This is a genomic window from Streptomyces fradiae (assembly GCF_041270065.1).
GTDB lineage: Bacteria > Actinomycetota > Actinomycetes > Streptomycetales > Streptomycetaceae > Streptomyces.
Window position 1 is genome coordinate 6647930 of sequence record NZ_CP065958.1, and the last position, 14506, is coordinate 6662435.

Sequence of the window (14506 nt, forward strand, 5' to 3'; positions counted from 1 at the left end):
GAAGGCTGTCCACCGCACCGCTTCTGTGAGTACTGTCCGTGTGGGGCCCATCACGCGGAGGTTCTGGAGCATGCAGTGGTCGGAGTACACCACCTCTGAGCGCTTGAAGGCGTTGCGCGGTGCCATGACGCAGGAGCAGTTAGCCGAGGCCGCCGGTGTGTCCGTCGGCGTCGTCCGCAAGCTCGAACGCGGCGGGACGGCTTCCCTGCCGTCGCTGCTGTCGATCGCCGACGCGCTCGGTACGGACATCGCCGTGCTCCTCGGGCAGCAGGCGCCCCGCCGGTCCATGGACCGCGACGAGCGGGCCGCGCTGCGCCTGGTCTCCGCGGCGACCCACGACGCTGCCATCGGCATCCCCGCCGAGGTCGAGCCGGGAAGCGTCGAAGAACTTCGAGCGGTCGTTCGTCGCGCGGACGCCGCCTACTGGGAAGGGCGGTACACCGAGCTCGGTACCCTCCTCGGGCGGCTCCTTCCAGAAGCCCGCGCCCGGTTCGACGCCGCCGGCCTCGATGAACGGGAGGCCGCCGCCGGCGTCCTGATCGACACCTTCCAGACCGCGGGCATGGCCGCCAACGTGCTCGGCTCGCGAGACCTGGCGTACGCGGCGTTGACGTACGGACGGCAGATCGCCGTCCAGGGCGGTGACGAACTGCGCGACGCCCATCTCGCCGCCACGACCGCGTGGGTCAATCTCCGTGATGGGCGCACCAAGCAGGGCTTCCTCCTCGCGGCGGCTCAGGCCGACCGGATCGAGCCCAAGATGAGCGAGCACGACCCGGACCGGCTCAGCGTCTACGGTCAGCTCGTCACGAACGCCGCCGTCGCCGCCTCCCGGGGCGGGGCGAGCGCGGACCACGCCCGCGAGTACCTCTCCCAGGCACACGCCGTCGCCGCCCGCATCGGAGACGAACACGCCCGCGGCTCGCACGCACAGCCGTACGGGCCGATGTACGCCGCCACGCAGGCGATGAGCATCGCGGTGGCGCTCGGCGACACGGGCGGCGCTCTGCGCCTCATGGACACCGTCCGCCTGGACGCCAGCGTGCCGCTGGCCACCCGTGCCCGCTTCGGCCTGGACGTCGCTCTCACCCAGGTGGAATGCCGACGGTGGGAGGCCGCCGCCGACACCCTCCAAACGGTGTGCGAGACGGCTCCCGGCTGGGTGCGCCACCAGATGCTTCCCGGCGTCATCATCAGCAGGCTCGCCGGCGTGTCCGTCAGCCGACTGCGCGGGCTGGCCAACTCCGCCGGTGTCCCGCTCGGGGTGCGCTGAGGAACGGGCCGCGGTACCACGGTCCGTAGTAGCTCCGCGGGTGCCGCCGGCATGACTGCTACGGGCCGTGTCAGCCCCACGGCGGAGTCCGCGTCCGCTGCCACGGGACGTGGCAGTCGAGTCCGATACGAGGTTCCTCCGCTGCGACGGGCCATGCCTGGGCCCGAGCCTCGCAGGTCAGCAGCCTGGAGGTATGCCGAACAACCCGCCCGGCGGTCTCGGGCACGTACCCGTTGCCGTCTACTCCTGCGCCCCGTCCTCCACCGCTCTCGGCGAGAGCGAGGAGCGTGGCCGCTACTACGCCGACGCCCGGCACTGGCACGTCGCCGGGGCCTGGTCCGACTCCGACCCGGCGCTGCCGCTCGCTGAGCGGGCAGGATGGCAGGCGGTCACGGCCGCCCTGTCCGCCGGGATGATCCGGGGCGTCGTCGTCAGCGCGGCGGCCCATGTCGCCTCCGACGCGGCCCAGTTCGCGGCCCTCGGCGTGCTCCTCCGCGATCGGGGAGGGTTCCTCGCGGACGCGTCGAACGGCGGCACCCCGGCCCGCCGCACGCCCGGTCAGGACCGACGCCGCCGCGACCTCGCGGACGCGGCGTCCGGCTGGTTCACGCAGACCGAAGCACCCGAAGAGGGCACCTCGTGACCGCCCGGCGCGCGTGGGTCGGCGACCTTGTCAGGGACGGAAACGGACGGCGGGCGATCGTCACCGACGTCCGTGCCGGCGGCACTGTGTGGGTGCTGCGGCCGCCGACCGGGGGCGGGCCCTACTGGGAGACCGACGACCCCGACAGCCTCCAAGTCCTCGCCCCCTCCGGCGGCGGGGACAACCGGTGAGCTTCCGTGTACACCGTCGAACCCCTCACTCCCTACCGTGCACCATGCCTGAAAGGCGACGCCCCGTGTACGCGTTCGGTCTCTGCATCGACCAGCAGTACCTCGTCCCCGGCCTTGCCGCGATCGCGGGCCTGGCCGACGGCCTCACCCCCATCGCCCGCCGCAACGCGGCGGTACGGGTACTCACCTTGGACCTCGCCCCGGCACAGGCCCTGCTCCTCTCCGACTTCGCCAAGCGGACTGGCTTCGGCTCCTTCGACCTCCGACGCTGCGCCCCGCTGCGAGCCTCGCGCATGGCGGACGCCTCGTACATCACCGTCACCACCTACCTGCGGTTCGAGTTCACGCCGGACTTCGTCCGCCGGCCCTACCTGATCTACGTGGACGCGGACGTGCTCGTCCGCGGAGACGTCACCAATCCGCTCGGATCCCTCCGGGAGGACGAGATCGGTGCCGTACGCGACGAGTTCAACCCGGCCGTAGGGGAGTGCCCGGCGCTGCCCGGTGCCGCCGAACGCTGGCCCCACCTGCGCGGCCGCCCCTACTTCAACGCCGGAGTCCTCTGGACCCGCACCGGCCACATGCCCGTCGTCCGCAAGGGCGTCGAGCACGCGCTCATCCACGGCCGCCGCCACATCCTCCACAACGACCAGGACGCCCTGAACCTGTGGCTCCTGCACTCCGGCCGCGTGCGACCGGCCGCCGCCGGGCTCAACAGGTTCGAGGCCGGCCGGTTCCTGGAGCGGGGCAACTGGGTACGGCGGGTCGTCACCCGGTCGCCCAGGCCGGACCCGGCCGCGGCCCTCGTGCACTTCGTCGGCCCCGAAAAGCCCTGGCAGCCCGACTGTCCCCGCACCGAGGACGTGGCCGAGTACCGGCGGCACCTGGCGGTCACCCTTCGGCACGTCCGCCGCCTGGGTGCCTTCGGGGCGGAACCGGCGGGTGCGTGGTGAGCACGACGAACGTACCCGCAGCCATCGCGCGGGCTGCTCTCGCTCTCATGGGAGTTCCGGTCCGCGCCGCACACCGCCTGTCGGCACGGTCGAAGACCGTCGTGTACCGGGCCTTCCTGGCCGACGGCCGGAGCGTGGTGATCAAGCTGTACGCGGTTACCGCCCGCCGCAACGCCGCGACCGAGGCGGCGGCGAACCGGGCCGTCGCGCAGCACGTCCCCGTGCCCGCCGTCCTCGTGCACGGACACGTGCCCGGCCACGAGGTGACCGCTCTCATCACTGCGGACCTCGGACCGCTCACCCTGGGAAGCGCCGTGCGGTCCGGCCGGGTGGGCGACGAGCGAGCCCTAAGGGACCTCGGCGGCCTGCTCGGCCGCCTTCACCGAGCCCCGGTCCAGCCGTGGGCCCCGCGCCGGCCGCTCCATGAGCAGGTCACCTCGATCGGCCGTCGCTGCCCGCCCAGCGCTCTGGACCGCATCGCGCCCGCCCTGGCCGCCATCACCGACGCCCCCACAGCCGCCCCGGTGTGGTGCCACGGCGACCTGCACGGCGACAACGTCGTGCTCGCCGGGCCCCGAGCCGTCCGCCACCTCGTCGACTTCACCGACGCCGTAGCCGGCCCCCGCGAGTCCGACGTGGCCCAGACCCTGGTCATGACCGGCGCCATCGCCTCCGCCCGGGCCCGCACGGTCACCGACGCCTATCCGCTCGCCTTGGACCACCACCAGCTGGCGGCCTGGGCCGTCTTCCACACGATGCGCTGCTGGGCCCACTCCGAACCCGGCGACGACCGGGCCCGGTGGGTCGGCCGCCTGGACGAGCTGAGCCGACGGACCCCGCACCTCTTTCGCGTACCCCGTCCCGAAAGGACATATCGATGACCACCCCTGCCTTGTCGGTGGTGATCCCGGCCTTCAACGAGGTCGCCTACCTGCCCCGCTACCTGCCCTCCGTCCTCGCCTCCCTCGCCCGCTGGGAGGAGGTCACCGGCCGCACCGGGGAGGTGATCGTCGTCGACAACGCCAGCACCGACGCCACCGCCGACATGGCCGCCTCCTTCGGCGCCCGCGTCGTCACCGAGTCCGTCCGCAACATCGGCCGGGTACGCAACACCGGCGCGAGCGCCGCCCGCAGCGGCCGTCTCTTCTTCACCGACGCCGACGTGGCCCTCCCCCTGGAAGCGGTCACCGCCGCGGCTGCCGCCATGGACGCCGGGTCCGTCGGCGGCGCCATTCCGCCGCTCTACACGCCCGAGCGGCTCGGCGCCCGGCTGCTGTGCGCCTACTGGGACCACTACCGCACCCGGCGCGGTGGAGCCCAGGGCGTCAACCAGTTCTGCACCGCCGACGCCTTCCACCACGTCGGCGGGTACCGGGACGACCTGTTCATGAGCGAGGACGTGGAGTTCTTCGCCCGGCTCACCGCCCACGGCCAGGCCACCGGACGGCCCGTGGCGATCCTCGACGACCTGCGCGTACGCCCGTCGACCCGCCGCTACGACCAGTGGTCGAGCCTGCGGATGCTCTGGTGGCAGAACCCCATCACCGCCCGCCTGCGGCTCCGGTCGCCCCGCATGTGGCGCCACTGGTACGAGACCACCGTGCGATGACGAAGGAGACCCCTGTGCGGCCCCAGCCCAAGACCCTGCTTGCAGCCGACCTGCCGGTTCCGGACGGCAGCGGCATCTACACCTTCCCCGACGACCTCCACCGCGCCCACCGGACACACACCCAGAAGCTCGCCGCCCGCCACCGGGCCATGGACCACCGTGTCCTGGAGGTGACGGCGCCCCACACCCGCGTCCCCTACTACGTCGAGGCCCGCACCCCTGCCGGCCGCCCGGTCCTTGTCATCGAACCTCACCACGACGACTTCGCCCTCTCTGCCTCGGGTGCTTTCCTCGCCCGCCCCCGACCGCTGACCGTGGTCACCGTCTTCACCCGCTCCCGGAGCGTGCACCCCGCCCTGGAAGCCACGTACGCCGATGTCGGCACGGTGTCCGAGCTGCGCGACCGGGAGGGCGCCGCCGCGCTTGCACCGTTCGCCGCACGCCGACTCCTTCTCGGACACAAGGACGCCGAGCCGCCGTACAGGCCCTACGACCCCGAGCTGCTCGACCGGATCACCGAGGAGCTGCGCCGGATCGCCGCGCTCCACCCCGATGCTGAGCTCCTCGCCCCCGCCGCTGTCACCCGCCACCCCGACCACCTCCTCGTCCACGAGGCGGCCGTCCGTCTCGGCTGCACCTGGTTCTGGGAGGACCTCGCCTTCTGGGCGACGTACGCGCTCGCCGGCTGCGACCAGCACCTGTTCCGTACGCGTACGGGGGCGGCCATGCGGCCCGAGCTGGTCGACATCACCGACGTCGTCCTGGACAAGGTCACCGTCCTGAGGATGCACGGCTCACAGATGCACCCAGCCCGGAAGATGTACCGGCCGATCCGGCACGCCTTCACCACGGCGGCCGACCTCGCCGACGGGCCCGGCCCGTACGCCGAACGCTTCTACCGGACGGAGTCGCCGACGTGCTGATCATCGCCCTGGAGGGGCCCTCCTACGCCGGCAAGTCCACGGCGATACGCCACCTCCGCCGCACCGCCCTCGGCTCACGGGCGTACGTCTCGGACTGCTACGTCAAGCACATCGCCCACCGCGACGACATCCCTCCGGCCCGCACCGACTCCGCGGCCGCCCAGCTCGCCGCCTTCGAGAGGTTCATGGAGATCGAGGCGACCAGAGTGGCCGAGGCCGCCGCGAGCAGCAGGCAGCTCGTCGTCCTCGACCGCTCCGTGGACACCCTCCTTGCCCACGCGTACGCCCTGGACGCCCTGTTTGGGTACGGCGTGCACCACCAGCTCCGCCACCGGCTCCAGTCGCTGCCGTTCCTGCGCCCCGATCACACCCTCTACCTCGACGTACCGGCCGAGACGCTCCACCTCCGCCGGAAGACCGCCGGCCACACCGCCGCCGAGTCCGAGTACTTCCTCCACGAGCCGGACTTCCTCCGCCACGCACGCGACTACTTCGTTCACACGGCCCGTCGGCCCATGACGCGAGAGCTCGCGGTCCTCGCCGCCGACGCCGACCCGGATGAAGTCGCCCGGGCCGTGGAAACCCTCGTCGGCTTCTGGGCGAGGTGACCGCAGGTGCCCACCGCCCTCTTCGCCTGGCGCCGCACCCCGCCCCCCTTCCTCATCGGCGGCGCCGAGGTCACCCAGCAGCTCCTCGCCGAAGAACTTGCCGCCGTCGGCTGGCGCGTCACCTACCTCGGCTCACACGAGGCGCCGTGGGACGGAGCCACCCAGCTCACCGACATGCGCGCCCATCTCGACAGGCATCGCGTCCCGTACGACGAAGCGGACGACACCCTGCGCTACCGGTGGAACGGGGTCGAGTGCGCGGCGCTGACGCAGAACAACGTGGGGCACGCACTGGCCAGCCTCCTGGGGAAGATCCGCCCCGACGTCGTGTTCACCGCCCAGGAAGGATCAGCGAGGCTGGCCGAACTGGCGAAGCCGACCACCCTCGTCGCCGGCCTGCTCCACTCCGTCTCCGCCACCGGCCTGGGCGTGCTCACCGGCCGTCCCCACTACGGACTTGCCGTGTCGAAGTTCGTCCGCGACCGGGCACCCCGCACGCCCGGCACCCGCATCGACGTGGTGTACCCGCCGTTCGCCCGCCCACGACCGGCTACGGACACGGAGCGCACCCCAGCCGTACTGATGGTCAACCCCATCCCCGCCAAGGGCGCCGAGCTGCTGCACCAGCTCATCCGCCTCATGCCGGAACAGCCCTTCACCCTGGTCGAGGGCTGGTGGGACACGTCTGCCGACTTCGCGGCCTATCCGAACGTCAGGTACGTGCCCCGTGTCTACGACATGGAGCCGCTGTACCGTAGCCACCGCCTTCTGCTGGTCCCATCCACCGTGGAAGACGCCTTCCCCCGCGTGATCGTCGAGGCCGCCCTCCACGGCGTCCCGACCATCGGTACCAACCGGGGCGGGATCCCCGAAGCCATCGGCGACGCCGGAATCGTCCTCCCTGCCACCGCCGGCCCCGAGGCGTGGGCGCGAGTGATCCGCGACGTGGACTGCGAAGCGCTGGGGGAGCTGGCACGGGCCAGAGCGGCACGTTTCACCCGCCCGTGCCTCCCAGAGCTCCGGGAACTGGGGATCTAGAGAGCGCCGCCGAACGCCCGCTCCACCTCGTCGAGCCGCTCCGTCCACCAGTGGAGGAGCGCCTCGTCGGCGATGAACAGGTCGTCGCAGGAGTGGTCGCCCCGGTCGTAATGGAATTCGAGCTGCCAGAAGTCCGTCATCCGCTTCCACCACAGACGGCGTGCGCCGTCGAGCAGCGCGGCCGGCTCCAACGGGACCACCGACCGGTAGCCGCTCACGAAGGCCGCCACCCGCTCCAGGTCGAAGACGCCCTCCACCCCGAACTGCACCTGTGCCGTACGGACGACCTCCTCGGCGTACGGGCGGACGCCCAGCCGGTCCCAGTCCAGGACGGCCGTCAGCTCGCCGTCGGCCCAGAGGAGGTTCCGGTACTGGAAATCGCCGTGCGTCCAGCCGTACGGCCCTGCGGGAACGTCTCCCTCCGGGCGCAGGGCCGCGTACTCGGCGAGCAGCACCCGACGCTTGGCGAGGGCGTCGAGCGCCGCCGCGTCGAAGGCGTCGCCCGAACCGTGGGACCGCGCAGCAGAAGTGAGCCGGTCGGCCTTCTCCGCCGCCCGTTCTGGTGTGGCGACGTCCGCGGTGAGGCTGACGGGAACAGCGGAGAGGACCCCGGCTTCGGCGGCGTGCCCGAGCGTCAGGTGGAGCTTGGCGAGGACCGCGCCGAGCCGCCGCACCTGAGCGAGGGGGAGGTCCACGCCACGAACGTGCGCTCCACGTGCCCAGGGGAACAGGCAGTACCCGCTCCCACCGACCTCGACCACGACCCCACCCGACGAGCCCACCACAGGGACGATCACCGGAATGCCGGCCTCAGCCAGGGCCGGCAGCACGGCAAGATTGCGGCGCAACCTGTCGAGCGGCACATCCGTGACCCGCTTGAGAACGAAGGTCCCTCGCGGCGTGTCCAGCTGCCAGTTCACGTTCATGAGGCCGTCAGCCAGATGACGCCAGTCGACGACGTCCCCGAGGTCGAACTCCTTGATCAGTTCCGCAAGATCATCGGAGGGAATGCGGTGCCTGCTCGCCACATGCGCGTTGGTCACCTTGGCGACGATACGTGAGCTGGGCGCTCGGGCGCACAAGGATCACCACGCGGCACCGGCATCAGTGGTCTAGCGAGCGCTTGTACTCAGACACCATGCCCTTCGTGCAGATGGCAGGCGGCTTCTCTGGCCCGACCCCGTCCGCGAATGCTGACAGCTAGGGTCTGAATCGTGACCGCAGGGGAGCGCGTCGACGAGGGGGCAAAGCCATGAACGACCGCCCGAAAAAGCCGTTCCTCTATGTCGTCGTCTGCGCCGCCGGCATCGCGGGCGACGCGCACCGGCTGATCACCGCCGCGCAGGAGCAGGGCTGGGGCGTCGGCGTCGTAGCCACACCCCAGGGCCTCGGCTTCCTCGACACCAAGGCGATCGAGGCCCAGACCGGCTACCCGATCCGCTCGGCCTGGCGCAGCCCCGGCGACCCGCGCCCCCTCCCGCCCGCCGACGCCATTGCCGTCGCGCCCGCCACGTTCAACACGATCAACAAGTGGGCCGCCGGCATCGCCGACACCCTCGCGCTGGGCATCCTGTGCGAGGCGTACGGGATGGGTATCCCGACGGTCGTCCTGCCGTACGTGAACGCGGCCATGGCCGCGCATCCGGCGTACGGTCGGAGCCTGGACCAGCTGCGGGAGATGGGCGTGCTGGTCGGGTCGTACGAGCCGCACCGGCCGAAGGCGGGTGGGGGAGCGGACCGCTTCCGGTGGGAGGAGGCGTTGGAGCTGCTGGAGGGCAAGCTCGACTGAACGCGATCTCGCCCCCCTTCTCGCTTGGAACGGATTCGCTGTTCCGGCGCGGAACGGCATTTCTGAGAGCGAGCTGGGACCTGCTCACCGGGTGAACGTGGGATGTGCCGATTGGGGCAGTGTCTGTGTCAGCGGCTCCTTGGAAGGGAGCCTGACCACGTCGCCCATGGCGTGGGTGTGGCAGGACCATGCGGATCTCTGTATGTCGGCCTGTTGTGCGGGGCTTCCCGACTGCCAGATCCGGAAGGCGCCCCAGGCGTCAGGTGAGGACTTCGGTGACGTTGAGGGTGGTGTCGAGAGTGGGCCAGGCGGGTTCGGAGAGGATCTACTCGGCAAGGCCGGGGAGCGCCTGGAGCACTACGGCGGCCTGCCGCTTCTACTGTGTCCTCGCCCCCGGCGGTCAGCTCATCACGGGCCTGCCGAATGCGGCCTTCGTCCTCTGCCGCTATCCGGCGGATCCGGAGGACGCCCGAGAGATGATTAAGTGTTGGTACACGAAGGGCGCCTGCCGCGAGGACATCAACACTTATCTCGACCTGATCAACTACGTCTTCCGCGACCAGGACGACCACGTGACGTACGCGCCTCATCACTGGCCCAGGTTCTGGACAAGATCCGCCAGTTGTTCGCGGAGGCCGGCTTCGCGAGAGCGTCGAGCCGTGGGAATTCGACCCGACGATGGCCACCCCGAGGTGTAAGTGGGCCAACGTGTACTTCGTGGCGATCGGCTGAGGATGCGATTCGAGAGCCACTGTCGGTGGGGTACGTGAGACTGTCGAGGTGTCGTCAATCGGTTATCTCATCCTGGCCGTTGAGCTTGCGGCCTTGGTCGCAGTCCCCCTCTTCCTGATTCCCGGGCCCGTCCAACGCTGGGGGGTGCGCTCTTTGGAACGCTTCGAGCGGATACGCCACGCTTCAGGTGTGCGTCGAGCCGCTCCGCTTCTGACGCAGATACTGGTACTGCCTGCTCGAATACAAGACCGTGTTGACGGTCATGGGCTGGCCCCGCTGTACGTCGTGCGCTGGTGGCGCGCCGCCCCGCTGGCGATGCCAATCAGGACACTCCAGTTCATCCTGCTGGAAATCGTCTTGATGAACGTCGACGACATGGCCGACTGGGAGCATCTGCGGTTGAGTGCGGACCCGGGGCCGACGCCCGGCGTGGTTCAGGAGCTGCTCAGCAGCTTGATCGCAGTGCCGGCCGCGGTGCGTACCTGGAACCTGGGGGTGATCGGTCCGGCAGCCGGGATCGCGGCATTTGCCCTGTTTCTGGCCGCCGAGATGTGGGTCATCAAGCGCAGCAACCTGACCAGCTCCGGCAGTGCCGCAACCTACGCGGCATATGACCTGGAATCTCTCACGGGATACCCCGACAAGACGAGCGCCCGAATGGAGTACCGGCGCTGCTGGCCGACCGTTGCTCTGTTGACGGTCGCAGCACAGTGCGCCACAGTCCTCCGGCGTTGGGAGGAGACCCAGCCGGACTGCCAGATTCCACGAGTTTCCATGCAACCAGTCGAGCAGGTCATCTGGAGGGCCCACCGCACCCGCCGTGCCAGGGCCCGACGACACAACGAACGTCAGTTCAAGGCGCACGCCGCCCTGGTGGTAGGAGCGCTACGAAGAGCCGAGGCCCGGCAGGATTCTGAACCGGGGCGCGCCCTGGAAGACCTCATCGTGATGCTGCTGACGATTGCCGAGCGCTATGCCGAAGGCCGCATCGACGACCTGCTCGACGCTGATCAACTCGCCGGTGCGGCTCCGGCCACGCCGCGGGAGCGAACGCGGATGCTGACGGTGGGCGCCGTCGTCGTGCTGGTTATGGCCGGTGCGGCAACCCTTGGCTTGCCTGAGGCGGCGCTCGTCCCACTTCTGCCAGTGGTGGTGTTGTTCGTCGCAGTGGTCTTCAATCGCGGCCGGATACCAACTGCTGGGCAACTTAGCGATCTGATCATCCCCCGCTGAAGGGTGCAAGATCCTTGCATCTTGGGGGTCGCCAGATCGGGTGTCAGCGCGTCCCGCGTTGAGTCTGCTCCGGCAACTCGATGCTGGCGTGATTTGCCCCAGGGCTTGGTCGCCTGAAGCCAGGCGGCTTCTGGACGCCGGAGGGCCGGCGGCGGGAAGTTCCCCGCCACCGGCCAGCTTTTCCGTATGGGTCTATGGGTTGTTTTCTCAGTGCTTGCGGATTACGAATCGGTGCCCGCGACGATGATTCCGCACAGGCGGTCGTACTCCAGCATGTCCTCGTGGGTCATGAACTGGACGAGGGACCGGTGATTCCGGAGGGCGTAGGAATGCACCAGCTTGACGAGTTCGGTCGCGGCCGCTTCGGCCTCGGCGACGGCTTCGGAGTTGTGGACGCGAACACCGGCGGCCTGGAATTCTTCGAGGGGGCGTCATCGGCGAGCGTCTGTTCCTTGTCGGTGAAGGGCCGGCCGTCGAGGTGGCGGAACCTGCGGGACTCCCAAGGCCGGTTGAAATCCGTGTCGAAGAGCAAGGCCATGACGTGGGGGCGAGGGGTGGGAGCAGAGGCGGGGATGAGGAATCTCCTGAGGGTTTCGGGGTGGGGTGGTTGGCGCTCGGCCGGCCGGGACGGTGGGCATCCACTGGGGTAGTCGGTCCGCCGATCGTCGGTGTCTTCTCGTCAGAAGGCGTACGGGGTGAACGGGCGGACAGGGTCGATCATGAGCCCGAGCAGTCGGTTGAACTCGGCCCGCTCGTCCTCCGTCATAAGCGCGTGGGCATTGCCGAGGTTCTTCTCGTCGAGCTGCTCCATGAACGGGGCGAGGAAAACCTGGATGGTCTCGGGCGCTTCCTCGCACTCACGGATGTATTCCAGATAGCGGGCCTGCTGTGCCTTCAGTTTTTTGAAGTCGGCTCGGGTGACCCGAGAGATCAGGGCTATTTCTTCTTCCGTGAAGGGACGGCCGTCCCGGTGAGTCCAGGTGTTGGTGTCGTGCAGGTGTCGGGCATTCGTGTTCCAGAGCAGGGCGACGATCTCGGGATGTGCTTCGGGCTGGGGCATGTGGGAGTCCTTCCAGATGGGGGTCGGAAGGTCAATTGTTGGGAGAATCTCCGGTTAGGCTAACCGGCGATTCTGGGATACCCTTCCGCCTCGTTTCCCGGATCACCGCCGTCGGCGAGGAGAGTTCGCCGACCCGATATCGATGTGTGCCGCCCGTTCCGGCGAGGAAACGGCAGCGGTGCCTCGTGCTTGCCGGCTCCGGGAGTACAGGGGCTCGGCGGGGAGGGCGGCCATCCGTCGTAGCCGCCACACGAGCACGTCGCTCATGCGCTCCACCGTGTCCATCTCCCGTCGGGCGGCTGCCTGTGCGAGCAGGTCGGTGGAGTTGTGACCGGCGGTCCGGGCTTCGTCGAGGGTGGCTGCGAGGGCGGGCCAGCCGGGTTCGGCGAGGATGCGGTCGGCCAGTTCGGGCAGGGCTTGGCGTACGGCGGTGGCGTGGTGGCGCTGCCGGGCGGAAGCCAGGCGGCTGCCCTGTTGGCGGAGCAGGGTCATGGAGTGCCCGGCAGCGGCTGGGTAGGCGGCGCGGAGGTGTGCGGCTGCCTGGTGGGCGGCTTCGGCCTGCTGGTCGTGCTGCTTCCTGGCGTGCCAGTGGGCGGCAGCGGTGGTCAGGAAGAGCAGCATGTCGATGACCATTGCGGTGGTGGCGCCGTCCTCGCCCCGGCCGAGGGCCGGGCCGCTGTGCACGAGGTCGCGGGCGGCTTGGCGCAAGGCGTGATCGTGGCCGCATGCAGCGCGGACGTGGGAGCGGGAGGCGCGTTCGAAGGCGGCTGCTGCGGCTTGGAGTTCGTGGCGGGTGTGGACGGCAGAGGTTTTAGCGAGGGCGTCCAGGACCTCCCCTGCGGCGGCGATCTGCGCGGCGATGACACCGTCGTCGCCGTGGTCGATGACGAGCAGGGCCTGCCAGGCGGCCGTGGTGGCACGTCGGCGTGCGGACGCGGGCCCGGTCACCCACGGCTGGGAGGGCTCCGAGGAGAGGGCTTCTGCGGATGTGGTCCAGCGTTCACGGATCCGGGGCAGCGAGAGGTCTGGGGCGAGCTTGGAACCGGAGTAGAAGACCGGCTCGCCCTTGCCGTTGCGGTCATCAGGGAGGGCGACGGTGTAGCCGAGGGTGTCGCCCGAGGGCGCGATGCGACGCCGGACGAGCAGGCCGGCCGAGGCGAGGCGGCCGAAGAATTCCTCCTCACTGGCTGCGCCGGCCGCCGAGCGGCGGACCGCCTCGCGCAGCTCCTCGCGTGGGGTGCGCTGCCGACCGAGGCGTTCGGCTTTGTGGCGCTCGGCGCTGGTGGGCCGCTTGGCGGCGGTACCGTCCCCCGCCGCCACACGGTGGAGGCCGTAGTCGACTTCGATCTGGCGGCATTCCGTCTGGGCGCGCTTGCCGGAGCGGTGGTGGTCGGGGCGGCGGCCGTCTTCGCGGACGAGCGTGGCGATGAGGTGGATGTGGTCGTCGGCGTGGCGGACGGCTGCCCAGCGGCAGCCCGCGCCGTCGCCGGGGTCGATGCCCGTGGCGGCGATGACGCGGCGGGCGATGTCCGCCCATTCGGTGTCGGCGAGAGTGCGGTCGCCGGGGGCGGCACGGACGGAGGCGTGCCACACGTGGGTGGTGGGGCGGGCGTCTTCGTCGAGGAGGTGCAGGGGCTCGTCCAGGAGCTGGGCGAGGTCGACGATGGTGGTGCTCCGGTCGCGGCCGGGGTCGGGGGCGAGGCCGTCAAAGGAGGCGACGAGATGGGGGTCGGTGTGCTCCTCGCGGCGGCCGGGACCGTAGAGGTAGGCGAGCAGGCGGACGGTGTTGCGGCCCTGCTTGTGGATGCGGGGGATCAAGCGGCGGTGCCTTCGAAGTTCGGGTCGGTGAGGCGAGCGGTGACATGGCTGACATCGTCGACGGCGTGGCGGACCGCGGCGATGGTGTCCTCCAGGCCGTCCGGATAGGTACCGCTGTTGAGCGCGTGAGCGGCCTGGTTGAGGTTGTTGTTCGCGTGCCCGAGCTGGCGGCGGAGCGCGAACAGGGCGGTCAGGGTGTCCTGGCGGGCGGCGATGGCGGCCGCGGTGCGGTCGAGGTCGCGGGCGGCGGCGAGTCCGCTGTGGGCCAGGAAGCCGGCGATGCTCATGCCGACCGCTTCGGCGCCGGCGGCGATGGTCGCGTGCTCGGCGTCGCTGAGACGGACGCTGTGCGCGCGGCGCTGCGTACGGGCGCGTACGCGGGACTTGCCCCGGCGACGCCGCACCGGCTGCGGTCCGCCCTCGGCCGCAGCGCCTCCCTCCTGCGCCCCCTGGCGCGGGAGCGTGCCCGCCACCCCCGGGGCGGGCACGGGTTCGGACGCACCCCCGACGGGGGAGTGTCCGAACCTCCAACTTGCTCCGCCCGGGGCAGGGCCGGCGGTCATCTGCAGGTGGGTGGGTGCTTCGGTGTGGTCGTCGTACATCGGGGGTTCCTTGGAGTCATTGCTGCGCAGGTGC

At 70.4% G+C, this 14506-nt stretch carries 15 protein-coding genes; 11 read left to right on the plus strand and 4 right to left on the minus strand.

The window, feature by feature from the left end:
• The first annotated feature begins 70 nt into the window (after positions 1 to 70).
• From JAO84_RS30115 to JAO84_RS30155, 9 genes are all read left to right on the plus strand, one after another.
• Positions 71 to 1273 carry a helix-turn-helix domain-containing protein gene (locus tag JAO84_RS30115; RefSeq protein ID WP_370415649.1) on the plus strand — a complete coding sequence of 401 codons (1203 nt, stop codon included), beginning with the start codon at positions 71 to 73 and terminating at the stop codon, positions 1271 to 1273.
• Between the two features lie 193 nt (positions 1274 to 1466).
• Positions 1467 to 1916, plus strand: a complete 450-nt coding sequence (locus JAO84_RS30120; RefSeq protein WP_370415650.1) for a hypothetical protein — start codon at positions 1467 to 1469, stop codon at positions 1914 to 1916.
• On the plus strand, positions 1913 to 2107 hold the full coding sequence (locus JAO84_RS30125) for a hypothetical protein (RefSeq protein WP_370415651.1): 195 nt from the start codon (positions 1913 to 1915) through the stop codon (positions 2105 to 2107). Before JAO84_RS30120 ends, JAO84_RS30125 begins: the two co-directional genes overlap by 4 nt.
• A 65-nt stretch (positions 2108 to 2172) precedes the next feature.
• On the plus strand, positions 2173 to 3060 hold the full coding sequence (locus tag JAO84_RS30130; RefSeq protein WP_370415652.1) for a glycosyltransferase: 888 nt from the start codon (positions 2173 to 2175) through the stop codon (positions 3058 to 3060).
• A gap of 47 nt (positions 3061 to 3107) precedes the next feature.
• Positions 3108 to 3941 carry an aminoglycoside phosphotransferase family protein gene (locus JAO84_RS30135; RefSeq protein WP_370415653.1) on the plus strand — a complete coding sequence of 278 codons (834 nt, stop codon included), beginning with the start codon at positions 3108 to 3110 and terminating at the stop codon, positions 3939 to 3941.
• Positions 3938 to 4669 (plus strand): glycosyltransferase, encoded by a 732-nt coding sequence (locus tag JAO84_RS30140; protein WP_370415654.1) that lies wholly within the window; start codon positions 3938 to 3940, stop codon positions 4667 to 4669. The genes JAO84_RS30135 and JAO84_RS30140 overlap by 4 nt, the downstream gene beginning before the upstream one ends.
• Positions 4666 to 5592 carry a PIG-L deacetylase family protein gene (locus JAO84_RS30145; RefSeq protein ID WP_370415655.1) on the plus strand — a complete coding sequence of 309 codons (927 nt, stop codon included), beginning with the start codon at positions 4666 to 4668 and terminating at the stop codon, positions 5590 to 5592. The genes JAO84_RS30140 and JAO84_RS30145 overlap by 4 nt, the downstream gene beginning before the upstream one ends.
• Complete coding sequence (locus tag JAO84_RS30150) at positions 5586 to 6200, plus strand: hypothetical protein (RefSeq protein WP_370415656.1); 615 nt, start codon at positions 5586 to 5588, stop codon at positions 6198 to 6200. The genes JAO84_RS30145 and JAO84_RS30150 overlap by 7 nt, the downstream gene beginning before the upstream one ends.
• A 6-nt stretch (positions 6201 to 6206) precedes the next feature.
• On the plus strand, positions 6207 to 7238 hold the full coding sequence (locus JAO84_RS30155; protein ID WP_370415657.1) for a glycosyltransferase: 1032 nt from the start codon (positions 6207 to 6209) through the stop codon (positions 7236 to 7238).
• On the opposite strand, the gene JAO84_RS30160 is transcribed toward JAO84_RS30155, so the two are convergent.
• Positions 7235 to 8281 (minus strand): phosphotransferase, encoded by a 1047-nt coding sequence (locus JAO84_RS30160; RefSeq protein ID WP_370415658.1) that lies wholly within the window; start codon positions 8279 to 8281, stop codon positions 7235 to 7237. The genes JAO84_RS30155 and JAO84_RS30160 overlap by 4 nt on opposite strands.
• 209 nt (positions 8282 to 8490) lie before the next feature.
• Here JAO84_RS30160 and JAO84_RS30165 point away from each other — a divergent pair, with 209 nt between their 5' ends.
• Complete coding sequence (locus JAO84_RS30165) at positions 8491 to 9027, plus strand: flavoprotein (RefSeq protein ID WP_370415659.1); 537 nt, start codon at positions 8491 to 8493, stop codon at positions 9025 to 9027.
• 780 nt (positions 9028 to 9807) lie between these two features.
• Positions 9808 to 10992: a hypothetical protein gene (locus tag JAO84_RS30170; RefSeq protein ID WP_370415660.1), complete on the plus strand. Its 1185-nt coding sequence runs from the start codon at positions 9808 to 9810 to the stop codon at positions 10990 to 10992.
• Positions 10993 to 11671: 679 nt separating this feature from the next.
• Here JAO84_RS30170 and JAO84_RS30175 read toward each other — a convergent pair.
• The 3 genes from JAO84_RS30175 to JAO84_RS30185 form a co-directional block, all read right to left on the minus strand.
• A complete protein-coding gene (locus JAO84_RS30175; protein WP_370415661.1) occupies positions 11672 to 12052 on the minus strand; it encodes a hypothetical protein in 381 nt (126 codons plus the stop codon).
• A 102-nt stretch (positions 12053 to 12154) separates the two neighbouring features.
• The gene (locus JAO84_RS30180) at positions 12155 to 13870 is read right to left on the minus strand and encodes a relaxase/mobilization nuclease domain-containing protein (protein ID WP_370415662.1); all 1716 of its coding nucleotides are present in this window, start codon (positions 13868 to 13870) and stop codon (positions 12155 to 12157) included.
• The gene (locus tag JAO84_RS30185; RefSeq protein WP_370415663.1) at positions 13867 to 14472 is read right to left on the minus strand and encodes a plasmid mobilization relaxosome protein MobC; all 606 of its coding nucleotides are present in this window, start codon (positions 14470 to 14472) and stop codon (positions 13867 to 13869) included. Before JAO84_RS30185 ends, JAO84_RS30180 begins: the two co-directional genes overlap by 4 nt.
• Positions 14473 to 14506 lie beyond the last annotated feature (34 nt).